This window comes from Luteolibacter luteus (assembly GCF_012913485.1).
Classification (GTDB): Bacteria; Verrucomicrobiota; Verrucomicrobiia; order Verrucomicrobiales; family Akkermansiaceae; genus Haloferula; species Haloferula lutea.
In genome coordinates, this window is record NZ_CP051774.1 from 5,272,306 (window position 1) to 5,291,523 (window position 19,218).

General features: G+C 60.5%; 15 protein-coding genes. 9 read left to right on the top strand and 6 right to left on the bottom strand.

The genetic code is table 11. The annotated features are described in order from the left end of the window. Nucleotides 1-25 precede the first annotated feature (25 nt). Nucleotides 26-1,603 carry an aldehyde dehydrogenase (NADP(+)) gene (locus HHL09_RS21840; RefSeq protein ID WP_169456768.1) on the top strand — a complete coding sequence of 526 codons (1,578 nt, stop codon included), beginning with the start codon at nt 26-28 and terminating at the stop codon, nt 1,601-1,603. Between the two features lie 207 nt (nt 1,604-1,810). On the opposite strand, the gene HHL09_RS21845 is transcribed toward HHL09_RS21840, so the two are convergent. Next, the gene (locus tag HHL09_RS21845; RefSeq protein WP_169456769.1) at nt 1,811-3,907 is read right to left on the bottom strand and encodes a TonB-dependent receptor; all 2,097 of its coding nucleotides are present in this window, start codon (nt 3,905-3,907) and stop codon (nt 1,811-1,813) included. Between the two features lie 234 nt (nt 3,908-4,141). Here HHL09_RS21845 and zigA point away from each other — a divergent pair, with 234 nt between their 5' ends. The 5 genes from zigA (at nt 4,142) to HHL09_RS21870 (ending at nt 11,189) form a co-directional block, all read left to right on the top strand. Then, the gene (gene zigA / locus HHL09_RS21850; protein WP_169456770.1) at nt 4,142-5,338 is read left to right on the top strand and encodes a zinc metallochaperone GTPase ZigA; all 1,197 of its coding nucleotides are present in this window, start codon (nt 4,142-4,144) and stop codon (nt 5,336-5,338) included. A 77-nt stretch (nt 5,339-5,415) separates the two neighbouring features. Beyond that, entirely contained in the window at nt 5,416-7,164 is a 1,749-nt protein-coding gene (locus HHL09_RS21855) for a cation:proton antiporter (protein ID WP_169456771.1), read from the top strand. A 294-nt stretch (nt 7,165-7,458) separates the two neighbouring features. Beyond that, nucleotides 7,459-9,042, top strand: coding sequence for a bifunctional GNAT family N-acetyltransferase/carbon-nitrogen hydrolase family protein (locus tag HHL09_RS21860; RefSeq protein WP_169456772.1), 1,584 nt, complete (start codon nt 7,459-7,461; stop codon nt 9,040-9,042). 84 nt (nt 9,043-9,126) lie between these two features. Beyond that, on the top strand, nt 9,127-10,209 hold the full coding sequence (locus HHL09_RS21865) for a serpin family protein (RefSeq protein ID WP_169456773.1): 1,083 nt from the start codon (nt 9,127-9,129) through the stop codon (nt 10,207-10,209). A gap of 137 nt (nt 10,210-10,346) precedes the next feature. Next, nucleotides 10,347-11,189: a hypothetical protein gene (locus HHL09_RS21870; protein WP_169456774.1), complete on the top strand. Its 843-nt coding sequence runs from the start codon at nt 10,347-10,349 to the stop codon at nt 11,187-11,189. Between the two features lie 6 nt (nt 11,190-11,195). Here the strand turns inward: HHL09_RS21870 and HHL09_RS21875 are convergent, their stop codons facing one another. Continuing rightward, nucleotides 11,196-12,065 carry a GH25 family lysozyme gene (locus HHL09_RS21875; protein WP_169456775.1) on the bottom strand — a complete coding sequence of 290 codons (870 nt, stop codon included), beginning with the start codon at nt 12,063-12,065 and terminating at the stop codon, nt 11,196-11,198. Between the two features lie 108 nt (nt 12,066-12,173). Between HHL09_RS21875 and HHL09_RS21880 the strand changes: the two genes are divergently transcribed. Continuing rightward, nucleotides 12,174-13,001: an FKBP-type peptidyl-prolyl cis-trans isomerase N-terminal domain-containing protein gene (locus HHL09_RS21880; RefSeq protein WP_169456776.1), complete on the top strand. Its 828-nt coding sequence runs from the start codon at nt 12,174-12,176 to the stop codon at nt 12,999-13,001. 281 nt (nt 13,002-13,282) lie between these two features. Here the strand turns inward: HHL09_RS21880 and HHL09_RS21885 are convergent, their stop codons facing one another. Further along, nucleotides 13,283-13,534 carry a hypothetical protein gene (locus HHL09_RS21885; RefSeq protein ID WP_169456777.1) on the bottom strand — a complete coding sequence of 84 codons (252 nt, stop codon included), beginning with the start codon at nt 13,532-13,534 and terminating at the stop codon, nt 13,283-13,285. Between the two features lie 178 nt (nt 13,535-13,712). On the opposite strand from HHL09_RS21885, the gene HHL09_RS21890 reads away from it, so the two are divergent. Together HHL09_RS21890 and HHL09_RS21895 are read left to right on the top strand one after the other, a co-directional pair. Then, nucleotides 13,713-14,207: an RNA polymerase sigma factor gene (locus HHL09_RS21890; RefSeq protein WP_169456778.1), complete on the top strand. Its 495-nt coding sequence runs from the start codon at nt 13,713-13,715 to the stop codon at nt 14,205-14,207. Between the two features lie 20 nt (nt 14,208-14,227). Beyond that, a complete protein-coding gene (locus HHL09_RS21895) occupies nt 14,228-15,991 on the top strand; it encodes an Amuc_1099 family pilus-like system protein (protein ID WP_169456779.1) in 1,764 nt (587 codons plus the stop codon). A gap of 98 nt (nt 15,992-16,089) precedes the next feature. On the opposite strand, the gene HHL09_RS21900 is transcribed toward HHL09_RS21895, so the two are convergent. The 3 genes from HHL09_RS21900 to HHL09_RS21910 all read right to left on the bottom strand — a co-directional run bounded on the left by HHL09_RS21900 (nt 16,090) and on the right by HHL09_RS21910 (nt 19,218). Beyond that, entirely contained in the window at nt 16,090-17,187 is a 1,098-nt protein-coding gene (locus HHL09_RS21900) for a pyridoxal-phosphate-dependent aminotransferase family protein (protein ID WP_169456780.1), read from the bottom strand. Further along, entirely contained in the window at nt 17,184-18,329 is a 1,146-nt protein-coding gene (locus HHL09_RS21905) for an adenosine deaminase (RefSeq protein ID WP_205760911.1), read from the bottom strand. The genes HHL09_RS21900 and HHL09_RS21905 overlap by 4 nt, the downstream gene beginning before the upstream one ends. A 355-nt stretch (nt 18,330-18,684) precedes the next feature. After that, nucleotides 18,685-19,218, bottom strand: coding sequence for a J domain-containing protein (locus HHL09_RS21910; protein ID WP_169456782.1), 534 nt, complete (start codon nt 19,216-19,218; stop codon nt 18,685-18,687).

Here is a 19,218-nt window from a genome sequence, read left to right on the forward strand (position 1 = left end):
CGTCTTCCAGTCTTGCGTCTCCTTCATGAAATCCACGCTCTCCGGAACCTCGGTCATCGGCTACTCGCGCGGCAGCGGCAATGAGCCTGCGGGCCAAGCGGTGCATGCCGCCAGCGGTGCCAAGCTCGAGCCCATCTACCTCTCCGCCACCACCGATGAGGTGAACCAGGCGGTCGAGCTGGCCGCCACCGCATTTCCTGCCTACTCGGCGATTTCCGGAAAGGAGCGCGCCGCGTTCCTGAGGGCGATCGCTACGGAGATCGAAGGCGTGGCAGATGACTTGGCGGAGCGCGGCGCTCTGGAAACGGGGCTGCCGGACGGGCGCTTGCGTGGCGAGACCGGACGCACCACGGGACAGCTCCGTTTGTTCGCATCGCTTATCGAGGAAGGCTCATGGGTGGATGCACGGATTGAGCGCGCACAGCCGGATCGCCAGCCCCTGCCGAAGCCGGACATCCGCTCCATGCTGAAGCCACTCGGTCCGGTCGCGGTCTTTTGCGCTAGCAACTTTCCCTTGGCCTTTTCGGTCGCCGGTGGCGATACCGCGGCGGCTCTTGCCTCGGGTTGCCCGGTGGTGGTGATCGCTCATCATGCTCATCCCGGGGTGGCGGAGATCGTGGGACAGGCGGTGCTTCGTGCTGCCCTGTCCACGAGCATGCCGGAGGGCGTCTTCTCGCTGCTTTACGGCGGCGGTCCCTTGGTTGGTATTCCGGTGGTTCAGCATCCCGCGATCCAAGCGGTGGGCTTCACCGGATCCCGCAGGGGTGGGCTCGCGCTGATGGATGCCGCAGCCAATCGACCTCAGCCGATCCCGGTGTATGCCGAGATGAGCTCGGTGAATCCGGTGGTGATTTTGCCCGGCGCATTGGAGCGTGGCGAAGCTGCCCTTGCGGAAGCGTTCTTCAATTCACTCACCTTGGGTGTTGGCCAGTTCTGCACGAATCCGGGCTTGGTCTTCCTTCCGGATGGCTGTGGCTTGGTTTTTCTGGAACGCCTGAAGGAGCTGCTTGGCACCTCCATGCCGGGAACGATGCTTCACGATGGAATTCGTGAGGCCTACGTGGACTCGGTCAATGCGGTCGCGAAGACGGTCGGCGTGGAAACCGTGGGACGAAGTGCCGCGCCGGGTGCTGCCGGGCAAGCCGCAGCAGCAGTGTTTTCGGTTTCGGTGCGCCGCTTCTTGGAAGAGGACCTGCTCCAAGACGAGATCTTCGGTCCCGCGGCCATCATCGTTCGCGGCACCCTCGGCGAGATCGAGGCCACGATCCCCGAGCTGGAAGGTCAGCTCACGGCGACCATTCACGGCACCGACGAGGAACTCGCGGCCAATGCCCCGCTGGTGGCTGCCCTTGCCGCGAAGGCCGGACGCGTGATCTTCAATGCTTTTCCCACGGGTGTGGAAGTCTGCCACAGCATGGTCCACGGTGGCCCGTATCCCTCGACCTCCGATGGCCGTAGTACCTCGGTCGGCACCATGTCGATCCTGCGCTTCGTCCGTGCCGTCTGCTACCAGGGCTTCCCGGATGCCTGCCTCGCTCCGGAGCTCCAGGATGCCAATCCGCTGGGCATCTGGCGGATGGTCGACGGTGAGCGTGGAAGCTAGGGCGGACCGACCCGGTTGGTTTCGCACCATGCCAAGTGTTCCATCCAAGCTTTTTCGATTCCTCGGACAAAAACGAAGGATTGAACGGATTTCTGGATTTCTTTGATCGGGATGCGTATCTGCATCCAACCGCGAATTTACAATCCGCTGAATCCGTCCAATCCGTAGATTCGTCTTTGATTCTCCGAAGAATCGGAAGAGACGGCCTCAGAATTCCGCTCTTACGCCGGCTACCACACCGCGCCCCGCAAGCGGCGCGATGTCCTTGAGAATCGAGGTGCTCTGGCGGGCTTCTTCGTCGGTGAGGTTCACCCCTTTCACATAGAAGGTGGTATCCACATCTCCGATCGGGAGGCTGTAGCTCAGCGCGGCATTGATGAGAAAGTAGGAATCGGTCGGGAGTTCATTCACGTCATGCCGGTCCTGATGGGCGGCATACTCGCCTTCCAGACGAGCGGCCCAGCGATCGATCTGGTATTCCAGCGCAGCCGAGCTCCGGAAAGGAGGGATGCGTGGCAGAGCTTCGTTGGTATCGCGATTCTCAGCATGGGTGTAGTCCGCTCGCAGGATGAGATCCAGTCGCTGGCTTGCCTTCGCAGCCGGTGCTGCGGACTTGGCGTCTGCGGCTTCTTCCGCCAGAGCCGGCTCGAGCAAGTGAACCGTCGCTTCGATTTCCCCACCGTAGAAGTCAGCCCCCACGGCATCGTAAGCATAGATCGGAATGGTCTCGCCGTTGTCCGGATCGGTGAAATCGCTTCCGGTGGGCGCCAGGCTGATGAATTTGTCGAAGCGGTAGTAGAAGACCCCAGCGCTTCCCGTGACCCGACCGGCTTTTTTTCTCACGGAGAGATCGATGGAGAAAGAGTCCTCGGTATCGAGATTCGGATCCCCGATCTCATAGGTCCCGGTGGCGACGTGCGGGCCGTTTGCGAAAAGTTCGACGTAGGTCGGCGGGCGCTGGGTATAGGCGAGCGACAGGGCGACCGCGTAGTCGGGCAGGGGATTGTAGACGAGGCCCGCTGAAGTGCTGAAGGCATTGAAGTCCCGGTCAAGCCCGGGACCGAAGGCTGGATTCGGATCCGTCTCGTTCGTTTGGCGGTCATAGCGAGCTCCGAATTGCAGGCGGGTGTTCTCATTGAGCGGAACTTCTTCGAAGAGAAAGACCGAGTTCACATCGTTCTCTACCGAAGGCAGGAATGCCTCTTCGCCGAGTGCGGAGAAGTCGCTGTGTTGGGTCTCGATGCCGAAGGCACCCTCGAAGATCCCGAGTTTTTCATGAAGTAGCTCGATGCGGCCGTTATAGCCTTCGATCAGGAATTCAGTGCCTCGTTCAGCGCCTTCGAACTCGGTGTGGGCATAGTCGGAGTGGCCGATCTTGTAGTCGATTTCCTTGATCCATGACGTGGGCTGGCGGAAGGCTCCGCGGAAATCCCAGCGGCGCTGGCGGAGATCGATCGTGACGTCCGGTTCGGCCACCGTGCCGTAGAGCGAATCGATGCCGGAATAGGACAAGCCGAAGTAGCCTTGGTCCCACACGTAGGAGGCTCCGAGGCCCGCACCCTTGGACTCGGTGGCACTGTTAGGAAGTGTGCCATAGGGCTCGACCTCGCCGGGCGCCAGGGGCTCGGTGGCGCGGAGTCGCGTGGACCGGGCGAAGCCGGGTATTTCAAGATCGTCGGTTTCACGGCTGAAGCCATCGAGGTGAAAAACCAAGGGCCCCTTGCCGAAGGTAAGGGCACCGGAGAGCGATTCGGAATCATCCGCAGAGCCGAAGGCGCTCGCGAAATGACCGGAGGGCCACTTGCCGTTGAAGCGCTCGTCGGGGATCCGGTCATCGATCATGTTCACCACGCCGCCGATGGTATTGGGGCCGTAGAGCAACGTCGCGGGTCCACGCACCACCTCAATCGCGCGAACCGTCAGGGGATCGGTCGCGACCGCGTGATCCGGACTGACGTTCGATACATCCAGCACCGAGGTGCCATTCTGAAGGACGCGCACCCGGTCATCGCCCAAGCCGCGGATAATGGGACGGCTGGCCCCGGGACCGAAGTAGGTGGAACTCACGCCGGGCTCCCGGCTAAGCGTTTCGCCGAGGGTTGGCTGTAGATTGAGTTGCAGATCCTCACCGCCCAGCACGGTGACCGGCTGAACCTGTTGGAAAAGCGTCCGGTCAGCGGGCGAGGCGGTGACGACCATTTCATCCAGCGTGGTGGCGGGTTGAAGGAGGTCGGCCGATTGAGCAAAGGCAGGAAGTCCGAGAAGAAGCGGGGAGGCGAAAAGGAGGCGTGAGGATGTGCTCATGACGTCGATAGCACTGATGAGGCGTGACTGCATGTGCAATAAAAATGCAAAAGTACTTTTTTGGGATGTGCATGAATTTCGCAAAAGTGACTCGGTTCCAAGGTTTCAAGGGGGTCGTGCTTAATAAAAGGAGGTTTGATGCTGATTTGATGTATTTGCAAATTAATTGCAAATATGGCTGGCCGAGCATACGACGCCGCTGTGCCGTTGGGCACCCGAACCTCTTTCGCAATTATGCCTAAGCTACCTGTCACCGTCCTTTCCGGCTTCCTCGGAGCCGGTAAAACCACGCTCCTCAATCACATTCTTCGGAACCGCGAGGGCAAACGAGTCGCCGTCATCGTCAATGACATGAGCTCGGTGAACATCGATGCCGAGTTGGTCCGCGCCAGCGGCGCGGCCCTGTCCCACACCGAGGAGAAGATGGTCGAGATGACCAATGGCTGCATCTGCTGCACCCTTCGCGAGGATCTTTTGCTGGAAGTCGGCAAGCTCGCGCGGGAGGGGCGCTTCGATCACCTGCTCATCGAGTCCACGGGAGTCAGCGAGCCGATGCCAGTCGCGGAGACTTTTACCTTCACTGATGAGCATGGCCGCTCACTGGGCGACGTGGCGGAGATTGATACGATGGTTACCGTAGTCGACGCGCTTAATTTCCTGCGCGACTACCTTTCCGATGAAAGCCTGAGCAGCCGCGGTGAAAGCGCCGGGGAAGGGGATGAGCGGACCATTGTCGATCTGCTCAGCGACCAGATCGAGTTCGCCGATGTCATCCTGCTCAACAAGGCCGACCTGATCTCTGCGGAAGAGCGGTACTCGGTCCATGGCATGATTCGCGCGCTGAACCCGCGTGCGAAGATCCATGAAACGGTGAACTCCGAAATTCCAATCGCCGAGGTAATGGGTACGGGCCTTTTCGATCTCAAGCAGGCGGAGCAACACAAGGGCTGGCTCGATTCACTGGTCGAGCACACCCCGGAGACCGAGGAATACGGGATCTCGAATTTCGTCTACGAGCGCCGCACTCCCTTTCACCCTGAGCGATTCTACAAGCTGCTTCAGCAGGAGTGGCCCGGCGTGATCCGTTCGAAAGGAGTCTTCTGGCTCGCGAGTCGCCTGAAAATGGCGGGCTACTGGTCGCAGGCAGGCGCAGTCGCCCGGCACCAGTGCGCGGGGCACTTCTGGGCTGCCGTCCCACGTGATCATTGGCCGCAGGATACCCGTCACATCGACCGTGTCTGGATGGATCCCAATGGCGATTGCCGGCAGGAAATCGTGCTGATCGGCACGAAGATGGACCGGGAGGCGCTCACCACGATGCTGGACGGAGCATTGCTCACTCCGGAGGAATACGCCCTCCCTGAAAAGCAGTGGCCGAAGCGTTTCAAGGACCCTTTCCCCCGCTGGAAGATGGCCGTGGCGGGCTGGTAGCTGGAAAACGGTCTAAATTTTCCTGTTAGATCCTTTTTACTTGGCTGGCTGGCAAGGGGTCGGGAAAACCTGCGACGATGCTTGCTTTTTCGCTCCTTGCCGCGGGTGCGGCAGACGTTTCGCCGCTGTTCGGCGTCCTCAGCATGGTGCTTTTGCTCGCCGTGCTGATGTCGCTGCTGCTCGCGAAGCTGAAACAGAATTTCCTCATCGGCTACCTGATCTGCGGGATCATCATCGCGAACACTTCCCTGCTCGGGTCTTTCGGGACTCACAATACGGAGATGGACGGGGTGATCGCGCACCTCGCAGAGATGGGCGTCATCTTGCTGATGTTCACTCTGGGGGTCGAGTTCTCGCTCGGGGAGTTCAAGCATCTGTGGCGGGTCTCGCTGATCGGCGGCGGCATCCAGGTGGGCACCATATCGGCGATCGGCGGAGCCATCGCGTGGTTTTGCGGGATCCGGCCTCCGGCAGAAGTCGTGGTGCTGGCGGTCTCCGTGGCGCTGAGTTCCACCGCGGTGGCGATGAAATCCTTCCAAGACATGGGGCAGCCGAACAACCCCAGCGCCCGAACCGCGCTCGCGATCGCGCTCTTCGATGACATCGTGGTGATCCTCTTCCTCCTGATCCTGCCCGGACTCTATGGAAAAGGGGAGGGATCCGTGGCGGCGGAAATCGCGATCGCAGTGGGGAAGGGGATACTCTTCCTCGGCGGCACGCTCTTGCTCGGACGCTATGGCATCACGCCCCTGCTCCATGCCGTGGCTCGCACCCGCAGCGGGGAGCTGTTCACCCTGTCCGTCGTGGCCCTTTGCTCGGGGGTTGCGGTGCTCGGTGCCCTCCTCGGCCTTTCACCCGCCCTGGGTGCCTTCGCGGCGGGCCTCGTAGTGAGCGAGTCGATCTACCGACACCGCATCATGGCAGACATCATGCCCTTCAAGGACCTCTTCCTGGCGATCTTCTTCGTTTCGGTGGGCCTGCAGATCAACCTCGGCGCGATGATGTCGGATTGGGTCCGGATCCTCGGATTCAGCATCCTGATCCTGCTGGTGAAGGGAACGATCGCCTTCAGCGTCGCGCGGCTTTTCAAGCTGCCCCTCCGGCCTGCCTTGCTCACCGGCGCAGCGCTTTCCAGCTCCGGTGAATTCTCGCTGGTGCTCCTGGGCAAGGCCGCCGACTACCGTCCGGCGGATCCCTACGTGCAGCAGCTCCTGTTGTGCTGCGCCGCCCTGACCATGGCGGTGGTTCCGCTGCTGATGCGTGGTAGCGGTCGCTTCGGGCACGTGCTGGAAAAGGCCGGCTTCTTCACCGCGAAAAAGAAACCGGTTGCGGAAAATCTCACGCCCACCCACGTCATCAAGGAGATCTCCGATCACGCCGTGATCTGCGGCTACGGACCCGTGGGCAAGGCTCTGAACGAGGCACTGAAGCGTTCAGGGGTGGACACCCTGATCATGGAGCTGAATTCCGATACCGTCCGCGCCCTCAAGGCGGCCGGGCAGCCGGTGCTCTTCGCCGACGCCTCGCACCCGGAAGCCCTCGAACTCGCCGGCATCGGGCGCGCAAGGATGGTCGCCTTCACCTTTCCGGCAGTAGAGCTGACCAAATCGGCAGTGCCTCATGTGCGGGAACACAATCCATCGATCGTGATTTTCGGCCGTGCGAAATTCGCCGCTGAGATTGCAGAACTCGAGGAACTCGAGATCAAGGTCATCCACGACGAGCGGGAAAGCGCGATCTCAATGATCGATGCGGCACGCAGTGTTTATCAGCGGGTTGACCTCTCGGATGAAGACATCCGGGAAATCGTGGACGGCGGCAAATAGGAGGGCGCGAAATCCATTCGGCCCCCTCATGCAAGAGTGTTTGAACGACCTTGTGTGACAATTTTTCCTAAATTCTGGCCGAGACTTGGCACGAACGGCGCTTAAATTGGTCTCACATAGGTCGTGGCGAGCACGTTGGTTTCTTGGGTTTCACCTTCCTGCTTGTAGCGACTGCCTAAATACGGCCGGCACGGGGTTTCTTGGGTTTACCCCCGTGCCGGCCGTAAAGTTTTCCGGCAGGGAGCTCCCCATTTCAATCTTTGCGGATTCTCCGTTCCCGCGTTTTCTACCCCCGTGCCGCCGAAAGACCACGAAACGAAGCTGGGTGCCGTCCTCGTCCGGAATCCTACCGTCGATGATATCCCCGCCATCCTCTCGCTTCACCGCCGTTGCTTCCCCCAGCCGAATGACGCTGGCGGCCCGTGGAATGAAAAGCACCTGCGCTCCCACCTCCACGTTTTTCCGGAGGGCCAGTTGCTCGCGGAAAAGGACGGCCAGATCCTTGGTGTCGCTTCATCCCTGATCGTCTCGCTCGGTCGCAATCCGCTGCGCAAGCACACCTACGATGGCGTCACGGACGACGGCTACTTCTACAACCACGATCCCCAGGGCGATACTCTCTACGGCGCGGACGTCTATGTGGACCCGGACGCCCGCAAGTTCGGCGTCGGCGCCGCGCTCTACTCTGCCCGCCGCGATCTCTGCCGCCGCCTGAATCTCCGCCGCATCCTCGCCGGTGCGCGTCTCTGGCACTACGATGAACACGCCGCGCGCCTCACTCCGGAAGAATACGTCTGGCAGGTGCAGGATGGAAAAATTCCCGACCCCGTGCTCGGCTTCCAGATCAAGCAGGGCTTCGCGGTCCGCGGCATCATGCCGAACTACCTCCACGATCACCGCTCCCGCGACAACGCTGCTTTGATCGAGTGGATCAACCCGGAATACCAGGCCCCGGGCGAAATGGGGAACAAGGTGCGCGTGGCCTGCGTGCAATACCACATGCGCAAGGTCGCGGACTTCGACGACTTCGCCAACCAGGTCCGCTACTTCGTGGAAACGGCGGGCGAGGACTATGGAGCGGAGTTCGTGGTCTTCCCGGAATTCCTCACCGTGCAATTGCTCAGCGCACTGCCGCCGATGGGTTCGCGCGAAGGGATCCGCAAGCTGTCCGAATACACGGATCAGTTCCGCGCGCTGATGAGCCGCCTGGCTCGGGAGCAGGGACTTTATCTCATCGCCGGATCCCATCCGGTGGCTCTGCCGGATGGACGTCTGGAGAATACCTCCATGATCTTCAAACCGGACGGCACCCACGTCTCCCAGCCGAAGCTCCACATCACGCCTTCGGAAAAAACGTGGTGGGGCATCTCCGGTGGCGACTCGCTGATCGTGCTCCAGACGCCGAAGGCAAAGATCGGCGTTCTGATCTGCTACGATGTGGAATTCCCCGAAGCGGCCCGCTATCTGGCAGACCGTGGCGTGGAAATACTATTCATCCCGTACTGCACGGACAATCGCCAGGGCTACCTCCGCGTCAGCCTCTGTGCGGCGGCTCGGGCGATCGAGAACCAGATCTACGTCGCCACCGCGGGAGTCGTGGGCAATCTTCCCGATGTGCCCGCGATGGATGTTCATTACGGGCGCGCTGCCGTATTCACCCCGAGCGATTTCGAATTCGCCCGCGACGGCATCCAGGCCGAGGCGGATCCAAACGTGGAGACCATGCTCGTCACGGATCTCGATATTTCCGATCTCTATCGCTCGCGCCTGAGTGGCAGCGTCACTCCTGTGACCGACCGCCGCACGGATCTCTTCGAGTTCCATAACAAGCTCTCGAATGAGATCATCGCGCCCGGGGTGCAGGAAGGTCACCTGTGAGGGTGTCAGCTTTGTAACCTGAGGATCGGCTCCGGCGGCAATTCCTTCTTCCATCGGGGAAGCAGGATGAAGTTTGGTGGGCGCATGTTTACCCGAGCGCTTCCACTTCTTCCCGTCCTGCTGGCCGTGAATGCGGCAGCCATCGCCCAGGATCTTCCTGCGGTGGCTCATCCGGAGGAGAAATTCCCCGCCGACAAGACCATCGTTTGGACCCCGCTCTTTCAGGCCGCATGGGACCGCATGAATGCCGACCTCGGCGGTCGCCCGATCAAGGTAGAGCCTCCCAACCCGCTCATGAATCTCTTGGATTCCTTCGAGTGGAATGCGGAGTCCATCATGCCGAAGGACCGCTGGAAGGTTTGGTCTGGCCAGGCGAACAAGGAATTTCTTGATCAGGCGAACAACGAGGCCGCCGCGATGCTCGGCGAAGCACAGGGTCCCTTTAGCCCCGGCGCCGTTTCCGAAAATCCCCAGGCCCGCCTGGTCCTCGCGCTTCTCGACCGTAAGCTCACCTTCACGAAAGCACTCCATCGTTCCGCTTCCGCGCCCTTGGTCTTCAAGGATCGCTCCGGAAAGGAAACCAAGGTCCAGTTCTTCGGAACCCGGGGCGATGGCTCCGCAGCCTTTTCCGATTCGGTGCACGTTCTTTACAAGGACGAGGCTTCCCAAGCCGTGCGGCTTCTTGCGGATGGCGGGGAATCGGTAGTGCTCTACATGCCGCGGAATGACGAAAGCTTCGCCTTCGCCAGCGGCAAGGTGAAGGTCTGGTTCGAAGACGGCTTCCGCGGCGAGTATGGGTCCGCAAACGATCGCAGCCTGCATGGGAAAGACGACCTGCGCATTCCCTATCTCACCCTGAGCAATCAGGTGGATTTCCAGCCGCTCCTCGATGGCGGCCGGACCTACAAGGAAGGCGAGCCACCGTGGGTCATCACCCGCGCCTTTCAGCAGGTCGACTTTGAGATGACCGAAAAGGGGGCAAAGGTTCGCGCCAAGGTGGAGCTTGGTGGAGAGCCCTTCGGTGACCCCGGGGCTCCGCCTCCGATGGTCCCTCGCAGCTTCATCTTCGATAAGCCCTTCTTCGTCTTCCTCTGGTGCGATGGTGCCCAGTGGCCCTATTTCGGGGCATGGCTCGGCGATGCCAGCTCGATGCTGCCTCCCAAGTGATCGCCGGAAGGCGCGGAATACATTGTAGGGCTATCCGATTCGCATATGAAGTGGAGTTGATTCTGCAGTCATCATTTTGACATTGCGGCTCATTCATCCCTCTTGACTTGCCCATCGCTTCTCATCCCATGGCAGGGATGAAAAAAGCCCTCATTGCCACCGCCATGCTGTCCGCCGTCACGGCAGCACTTCTCGCAGCTCCCGGAGACAGGGGGCCTGTGATTCCCGCCCGCGAACCGGAGCCGGAAGAACAAGCCAGGGAACTGCTTGCCCCGCAGGCACAGCAGAACAATTTCCCGAGGCAAGTCCGCGTCCAGGTCGAGATGATCGAAATGCCCCACGAACTTCTCACCGAACTCCTCTATAGGAGCAGCCCCGGCACCGCTGATGCAGGCATGCTGCGCGATGTCGTCCAGGCCCGTGTGAAAAAGGGCGATGCCGCCATCCTTGAGACCATGATCTGCACCGCGCGCAGCGGTGAGAAGGCCCTTAGCGAGTCCATCTCGGAATACATCTATCCCACCGCCTACGAGCGCTCACAGACGCCGAACTCCGTCTCGATTACCGTGAATGGTGCCACCGCCACCGCGGAAGATGGCAGCACCACCAGTCCGGTGGAGTTGGCGAAGCTGATCGCACCACCCACGCCCACCAGCTTCGAAACACGGAATTGCGGCAGTACCTTGGAGATCGAACCAACACTTGGAGGCAATGATAAGATCATCGATCTCCGCTTCGCTCCAGATTGCGTCTGGCATACCGGGGACACCTACTACATGGAAGAGAAGGATCGCTTGGGCAACGTGACGAAGATCCAGATGCCGGTGATCTATTCTGCGCGGACCACCACCGCGCTTACCCTGAAGGACGGCCAGTATCAGATGCCCTGTGTCCTCACCCCGAAGGATGGAAAGGGAAATCCGGATCCCAGCCGAAAGGTCATGCTCTTCGTGAAGTGTGATGTCCTGATGGTAAAGTAGCCATTCTCACCACCATGCCCATCCATGGCGATTCCAGAAGGCCTGGAGATCGCCATTGTCACCCTTGAAGACATTCCGCTCCATCGGGTGCGCCAGATCTCCGAAGTAGCGCGGGCTGCCCCATGCAGGAGTATTGTAGTGCTTCGCATTCGAGCGGCCGCCCTGCCAGACCACGCCCCCGTACTGCCACATCGCCCACTGGTCCCAGATGCCGTATTTTTCCATCAGGCCATCCGGCGTCAGGGGGCGGTTGGAAAACATCGTCCGCTCCGTGCCGGCCGGACTATAGAGCGCGATCCAGTAAGGCGAACGGCGGATGATCGACTTCTGCTCTGGTGCCGCATTGCTCAGGCTGGAGCGGAGGGCATCGCTATTTTCCAGATAGGTCACTGGCGTCACTCCGGTGCGCTGCTCCACCCGGCGGATGAATTTCACCAGCCGGTCAGGGGATGACTTGGTGTCGAAATCGCCAACCAGCAGGATCTTCCGCTGTGAAATACCTTGGCTGCGCGCCACCGCGCGGACCCGGTCCACGAACGAATCCGCCTGATAAGCGGGGTCCTGATCCATGGTCACGAAGTGGTAGGCACCGAGCAGCATCCCCTGGCGATCGGCAGACTTCAGGAAGGCCGGGAATTTGTCGTCGAGCAAGGGGCCCTTCGCCGAGCGGGCGATAAGTCCTTGGGCACCATTTCGCCGTAGGGCGGAGACGTCATGCTGGGAGTAGCTGGAGCCTCCGCGCTGGCGCTCCTTCGGATCCCAGCCGGAGACATTCAGCACGGCGGGCGAATCGGAGACGCTGGTGCCGCCGAATCCGCCGCCCCCGCAGGAGGAAAGGACCAGGGAGAGCGCGAGCAGGGTGTGGACTTTCATCATTTGCCACAGCGAACCATGCAGCCGACCCGGGTGTCCAGAATCGGATGGCAATCAGGGCGCAAGGGCCGCTCGACAAGTCACGATTCCGACCCTAGCGTCCGCGCCGTTATGAAATTCAACCTTGCTCCCGGCGTCCTGGCTATCGGCCTCGCCACCCTGTTCCCGGCGGCCGCCCAGAATGAAGGCGCTGCGGAGAAGCCCGCGGCTGACGCTCCTGCCGCGCCCGCCATCGATGCCAAGACGGTAAAGTCCAATTCCTCCTATGGTCTGGGTTTCCGCACCGGGGGTGAGTTCGGCCAGAACTACGGCCAGTTCGGCATCAGTCCCGAGGACATCGATACCGAGTCTTTCCTCAAGGGCTTCCTCGCCGGTTTCAAGGGCGGCAAGCCCGAAGTCGCCGAAGAAGACCTGAAGGCCGCCATGCAGGCTCTGGGCGATACGCTTCAGGCCCGCGAGAAGGAGCGCGCCGCTGCTAACTTGGAAGCAGGCAAGAAGTTCCTCGAGGAGAACGGCAAGCGCGAAGGGGTGATCACCACCAAGTCCGGCCTTCAGTACGAGATCATCAAGAAGGGTGAAGGCAAGACCTACGTCGCCCCGAAGGAAGGCGAGCCGGAGAAGCAATTCCTTGTGAACTACAAGGGCACCCTGATCGACGGCAAGGAATTCGACGCCTCCCCGGAAGGCAACCCGGTCCCGATGACCCTTCAGGTGATCGAAGGCTGGAAGGAAGCTCTCACCACCATGCCGATCGGCTCCAAGTGGAAGCTCTTCATCCCGAGCAATCTCGCCTACGGTGAACAACGCCGCAGCGCCGAGATCGCCCCGAACACTGTGTTACTCTTCGACCTCGAGCTGGTGGACATCAAGGATGCTCCGGCCAACCCGCACGGCAACATGCCCTTCCCGATCCCGCAAGGCGGTCCCGAAGGTCAGTAAACCATCCCGGCGGTAAATTTCATCCCTTCGTCCGCTCCGGCGGGCGAGGGGATTTTTTTGCCCGCGTGTGGGTCGAATCATGATCCTTGAAAACGACGAGCCGGAGTGATTCGGATCGGCCGTCTTCTCAGGTGAGGTGAGTCGCATTCTTGGAATTCTGAAAACCTTGGAAGGTTTTCCCATGCGGCCCCAAGAGTGAACCGAGGCAGGAGATTCTCCCTCGGGAAGGGACTGGAACAAAGGTTAACCTCCCGAAGTTGGAATCACCGCCTCGCCAACGCTTATCTTCCTGTTAGGATCACTTCGTCGGATCCTGAGGGCTTCTCCTCTTTTCCTTTTCCCACATCGTGCGGGAGATCTATCGGGCCGTTCTCACTCGCCTGATCCTCACCGTTCCCACGCTCGCGCTCCGAAGCCTTGATCCCGCCCCAGGTCGCGCCCAGCCCATCCCCTGACTCAAGCCCGGCGAGGGCAAAGCAGCCAAGCCCGGCAAGGGCGAGCAGGAAGACAGGTGGATTCTGGAAGGCATTCATGTTCGCAATGCAGCGGTCTGCGCGGTTAACTTTGTGGGAAAAAGTTAATGGGGCAAGCCATTCTTCGCGACAGCCCGCATTGGCCCCGGCAGAAAGAAACTTGTCACAAATCACCCATGCCCGAGGCAATGCATGATGAAGAGCCATGCAAGCGATTGCCTTTTCCCCACCCGAGCCCATGGATCGTAAACGTTTCACGGACCTGATCCGCGATCATCATCTCACCCTGCTTTCCTACGCCCGGGCCTTGGCGGGTACGGATCCAGTGGCGCGGGAGTTGGTCCAGGACTCCTTCGTCACCGCTTGGCAGAATCTCGGGAAGTTTGACCAGGCCCGAGACTTCGCTTCGTGGATGAGGGGGATCGTTCGGAACAAATGGCGTGAGCATTGCCGGCTCCACTCGCGGGAGGTGCCGCTGGATGAAAGCGCGCTCTCCCGGTTAGAGGAAACGCTTGCGCCCTATCCGCAGGGAGATGCCGCCATCTTTGCCCGCCTGGCCGAGTGTCGTGAGAAGCTTCCGCTACCGATGGCCGAGGCCCTCCGCGCTTGCTACGATGAAGGTCGTACCAGCGAGGACGCAGCCTCCTTCCTCTCCGTGAATGCCGCCGCCCTCCGCAAGCGCTTGGAGCGTGCCCGCGAGGTCCTTCGCCTCTGCCTTTCCAAGAAAGACTGAACCTTCACTTCACCTTTCCCATGAACCTTTCCGAAGATCCATCCGACCGCCTGATCGATTCCCTGCTTCGTGAGCAGAGAAGGGGACACCCCGACGAAGCCTTGCTGAGGGAGATCAACAGAGGCCTCGATGTTGCGAAGACTCAGATGCTGCACCCAGGCAGCGCCCGCAAACGGAACTATGTCGCGGCCGCTGCCGTGTTGGCCTTCCTGTGCTTGATCGGGCTTTCCTGGAGCGCCATTCAGCGGGCCATCGAGAAATCCCGCGGTTTCGAGGCCGCTCGCAAGGTTGAGCAGGAACGTCATGCCGGAGTTTTGAAGCGCGAGCGGCAGGACCTCGAAGCGAAGATCCAGACCGCGAAGGAAGGCCCATCGCTTTCCCCTAGGGATGACAAGCAGGTTCTCTCCAATCGTGAAGCGGTGGAAGAGCCTGTGGTTCCGCAACCTGCCGAAACCGTCGATTCTGAGGAGGAAGGCCTGAACCTCCGGTTCGTCGCGGTGGAGAAAGAAGAAAGCCCCGGAGCGATTTTCGCCCATGACCCCGATGGCAAGACAGGGGAGCCGGGAAGGCTGATCGAACCACGTGCCTACCTTGCCGACACCGGCAGGATCAACTTCAAGGGCAGCAAGATTGTGCTCACCTCGTCCAAGGATCCGGAAAGCCTCACCAACCCTTCGTCGGTTCTTGCTTCTTCCTACGTCGGTCAGAGCAGTGGCCGAGGTGTGATGTTGCTTTTGCCGGGCACGGGCAAGCGGGGCGATCCACCGGCTCAGCTGCTCTTTGTTGACGATCGCTTCAGCGAGTTTCCGGCGGGCTCCACCTTGCTGGTCAATGCCAGCACCAAGGATATCAGGTTCATCCTTGAGAAGGACCAGCTTGATTGTCCCTCCGGCGAGCAGGTCATCATCAAGGATCCTCCGGTAAATAAAATTGGAATGACTCCGGTGCGGGGTCTCTTCCGCAAGGATGAGGAATGGAGGATTTTCTTTTCTGCCCTCTGGCCGCAGCCCGGGCCTAACGGACGCGCCCTGCAGGTCTGCTTCGACGGTAGATCGCCGGAAGTGATGATCATGGGGATTCGGGAGAATCTTGCGGTCACCCATGCTTCCGACAAAACGTCTCCCGCGGAGGCAGTAGCGAAGGAAGATAAGGATGATGGGAAGCCGGAGGTCGTAGTGAATGGCGAGGTCGCCAGGGCTGCAGAGGATCCGGGGAAAGATCTCGCCCGTCTGGCATTCGTGGGTAGTGCCGCTACCAAATGGTACGTCCAGTTCGGATTCGAATCCGAAGGGAAGTGGTCTCCGCGTTTGACGGGGATGACCTCGCTCGGAAAGCGCCTTCAAAACAGGATAAGCGCCCTGAAGATGCTGGCACCCGGGAGTGTCTTCTTCGAGGATGGGGATATGGCGGGTTGCTTCAAGTTCAACGCCATCGTCGAGCGCGAGATCGTCGACGCACGCACCGGACTCAAGCGCACGGCAAAGATCGCGCAATATGAAGACCTGCGGCCAGGTTTTCGAGGGAGGTTTTATGAATCCATCTCCGGTCTTCCGGAGGCCGATCTGGAGAAGGCGGCTTATCAAGATCCTGCCGCGGCCTTTGAGTTCTTTCCGGAGGGAGGAGGAAAAGGCCGCTTCGAAGTCCAGCTGGGTGAACGCTTCTCGCTTCCTCCGGGAATCGCTCAGCCGCGCTATCTCCTGAAGTCGATGGATGCCCGGAGTGTGACCTTGGAATACAAGGATCAATCCGGACAAACGAAGACCAGCACCCTCTCTCTGAAGTGAAAGGAAAAGCGCGCTGATTTTCGCAGTCTCCGACCCCAACGAGTGGGGAAAAACAAAGCCCCCGGATCGGGCCTCTGGCCTGTCCGGGGTGCGTGATTTTACTCCAGGCAATCCATCAGCGCGGCCAGCACCAGGTCGACATTTGCCTGCGTGGCTGAATGTCCCATCAAGCCGATGCGCCAAGCCTTGCCCGCGAAGGGACCCAATCCCGCGCCGATCTCGATCGAGTAGTCATCCAGGAGCTTTGCCCGCACCGCGGCATCATCCGCGCCATCCGGGATATGGATGCAGTTCAAGGTGTGCAGCGAGTACTGCGGAACATACCTGATACCCATGGACTCCAATCCCGCACGAAGGCGGCGATGCAGCCGCTGGTGCCGGGTCACACGTGCTTCAAGGCCTTCCTCCAGGACGATCAGCAGTGCCTCATGCAGCGCATAGATCATGTTCACCGGGGCGGTGTGATGGTAAGCCCGCTTGCCACTGCCCTTGTAGTAGTCCTTCAGCATGGAGACATCGAAGTACCAGCTCTGCACTTTGGTTTTCCTCGCCTCGATCACTTCCAGCGCCCTTGGCGAAAATGAAACCGGCGAGAGTCCGGGCGGACAGGACAGGCACTTCTGCGTGCCGGAGTAAATCGCATCGATGCCCCATTCATCCACCTTCAGCGTGTGGCCGCCCAGCGATGTCACCGCATCTACCAGCAAGAGCATTCCCGAGTCATGGACCAGCTCGGCCAGGCCATCCAGGGACTGCAGCGCTCCGGTCGAAGTTTCCGCATGAACGATGCCGAGCGCCTTGGCGTCCGGATGCTTGTCGATCGCCTCCGCCAGCATTTCCAGCGGGAACGTTTCACCCCATGGGACTTCCACACGGTGAACGGTCACGCCGGCGCGCTCCATCACATCCACCATCCGTCCGCCGAAGACGCCGTTCACGCAGACGATCGCTTCGTCGCCGCGTTCCATGATATTTGTCGCCACGCACTCCATGCCGGCCATGCCGGTTGCGGAGACCGGAAAGGTCAGCGCATTCTCCGTCTGGAAGACCTTTCGCAGCATCGTGCAGGTATGGTCCATGATCTCGATGTAGCGCGGATCGAGATGCCCGAGCGTGGGCGAGGCCATGGCGCGCAGGATGCGGGAGGGCACGGTGCTCGGACCGGGGCCCATCAGGATGCGTTCGGGGACATTCATGATAGATGAGGGTTACGCGGAAGTTGCTTGGCAAAGGCCTCTGCGGTCAACTCCGCAAAAAGCATGGAGTAGGTCGGCAGCAGGCGGCGGCGGATGAGATCCACCCGCGTCTCGTGCGGGACAAAGGCGCTCTTCATCGCGTTCATCGTCATCTTCTCCAGTTCCACCAGGCTGAGCCCGAAGGTGCGGGTGGCGAGCGCAAGTTCCTTCGACATCTCCGTGTCGCTCATCAGTCGGTCGTCGGTATTCAGGAAGACGCGGAACCCCGCCCGGTGAAAGAGCGCGAAGGGATGCTCCTCGAAGCTCGCACAGGCCCCCGTGTGAACATTGCTGGAAAGACACATCTCCAGCGGAATGCGCCGGTCGAGGATGTACTGGGCCAGACGTCCCAGCTTCAAGGAACCGTCGGGACGGATCTCGATGTCATTCCTGAGGCGTGTGCCGTGCCCCAGACGATGGGCACCGCACCATTGGAGAGCCTGCCAGATTGACTCCGGCCCGAAGGCCTCGCCCGCATGGATGGTGATGTAGAAGTTCGCCCGCTGGATCGCGTGGAAGGCATCCACATGCTTCTTTGGTGGATGACCATATTCACCCCCCGCGAGGTCGAAGCCTACCACGCCCTTGTCACGCCAGCGGATCGCCAGCTCCGCGGCCTCCAGTGAATCGGTGCGATCCCGCATGGCGCAGAGGATCAGCCCGAACTCCACGCCGAAGTCCCGGCGTCCTCTCTCTAGTCCTTCCAACACGGCCTCCACCACTTCGTCTTGGGTCAGGCCCTTCTCGGTATGGAAGACCGGCGCGAAGCGGATCTCCGCATAAACCACGCCATCAACCGCCATGTCCTCCAGGAATTCGTAGGCGACACGGACGAGCGCCTCCTTCGTCTGCATGACCGCGATGGTGTGCGCGAAACCTTCCAGATACTCCGGCAGGTTGCCACGCTGCGCACCGCGGTGAAACCACATGGCCAATTGCTCCGCATCGTCGGTGGGCAGGCCATTGTAGCCCTGCTCCTTCGCCAATTCGATGATGCTAGCCGGACGCAGGCCGCCATCGAGATGCTCATGGAGAAGGATTTTCGGCAGTCGCCGGAAATCGAGGGCCGCCACTAGATCCGCACCGAGGGGAAGGGGAGCCACGGGATGAAATTCCGGATAACGGTGTTCAATCATCCTCCGGATTCTAGCAGATCTCATCCCTTCGCGCGCGGAAAATTTCGCAGCACTTCGGAAGCTCGTCTGGATGGCAGTAGAAGCGTCCTCAGGTTTTGGGTAGGACGATGGTTTGGAAGATTCCCGGAAGCGATGTTTCCCAATGAGATCACGTTCAAGAACCATCAAGGCCTCCTCCCTCGAGCGGCGAGTGGAGTTCTTCAACTGCCACATCGGGAAAATTCCGCCTGTTATTTTCCCTGTTTTATCAGGGTTAACAGGCGGCTAAGGGATATCCGGACCGGGTCGCGATCGCTTGCGAAAGGAGCCCCCCCGAAACCTGTTACCAGAGCCCCGCAAAACGCGCCTTCAGCTCTGCCTGCCACTTTTCGAGGAACGCCAGATTCCGGGAAACCAGCGAAGGATCACCTTCTCCCGCTTCGATCTGTGCGAACGATTCCTCCTCCCTCTCGATCGCTCCCGCGACATCTTCCAGCGCCGCCTCCAAGTCTTCGCGGGCGAGCTGCACTTCGGGCTCAAGGAGCGCTTTCGCCAAAACGCTCTGCGCTCCTTCGCGCTTCTTGGTCACGCCATCCGCCTTCTGCAGGGCAGCTCCCACCTTCGCAAAGAGATCCAGCAATTGCGGGGAAATCGCCCCGCGATCATTACCCTCGATGCCTTCCGCCGCCATCCATGCCTTCAGGCGCCTCGAAGGACTCGATAGCAACTTGAATGCTTCTTGCACCGCCGTGAAGCCCTCGCCGTTTCCACCCGCGTCCGGATGTTCCTGTTTGCCCGCGGCCCGGAAGGCCTCGCGCAATTCATCTCCGGAAATCGCGAGGCGTCTTTCTAAGCCGAGCCGTTCGAACGGGTTCAT

Excerpts from the sequence above, each read along its gene's own strand:
- HHL09_RS21895 (WP_169456779.1), top strand. The coding sequence starts at position 14,228 with ATGAACCTTTCCGAAGATCCATCCGACCGCCTGATCGATTCCCTGCTT.
- HHL09_RS21855 (WP_169456771.1), top strand. The coding sequence starts at position 5,416 with ATGCTTGCTTTTTCGCTCCTTGCCGCGGGTGCGGCAGACGTTTCGCCG.
- HHL09_RS21880 (WP_169456776.1), top strand. The coding sequence starts at position 12,174 with ATGAAATTCAACCTTGCTCCCGGCGTCCTGGCTATCGGCCTCGCCACC.
- HHL09_RS21910 (WP_169456782.1), bottom strand. The coding sequence starts at position 19,218 with ATGAACCCGTTCGAACGGCTCGGCTTAGAAAGACGCCTCGCGATTTCC.
- HHL09_RS21865 (WP_169456773.1), top strand. The coding sequence starts at position 9,127 with ATGTTTACCCGAGCGCTTCCACTTCTTCCCGTCCTGCTGGCCGTGAAT.
- HHL09_RS21870 (WP_169456774.1), top strand. The coding sequence starts at position 10,347 with ATGAAAAAAGCCCTCATTGCCACCGCCATGCTGTCCGCCGTCACGGCA.
- HHL09_RS21840 (WP_169456768.1), top strand. The coding sequence starts at position 26 with ATGAAATCCACGCTCTCCGGAACCTCGGTCATCGGCTACTCGCGCGGC.
- HHL09_RS21890 (WP_169456778.1), top strand. The coding sequence starts at position 13,713 with ATGGATCGTAAACGTTTCACGGACCTGATCCGCGATCATCATCTCACC.
- HHL09_RS21885 (WP_169456777.1), bottom strand. The coding sequence starts at position 13,534 with ATGAATGCCTTCCAGAATCCACCTGTCTTCCTGCTCGCCCTTGCCGGG.
- zigA (WP_169456770.1), top strand. The coding sequence starts at position 4,142 with ATGCCTAAGCTACCTGTCACCGTCCTTTCCGGCTTCCTCGGAGCCGGT.
- HHL09_RS21845 (WP_169456769.1), bottom strand. The coding sequence starts at position 3,907 with ATGAGCACATCCTCACGCCTCCTTTTCGCCTCCCCGCTTCTTCTCGGA.
- HHL09_RS21900 (WP_169456780.1), bottom strand. The coding sequence starts at position 17,187 with ATGAATGTCCCCGAACGCATCCTGATGGGCCCCGGTCCGAGCACCGTG.
- HHL09_RS21875 (WP_169456775.1), bottom strand. The coding sequence starts at position 12,065 with ATGATGAAAGTCCACACCCTGCTCGCGCTCTCCCTGGTCCTTTCCTCC.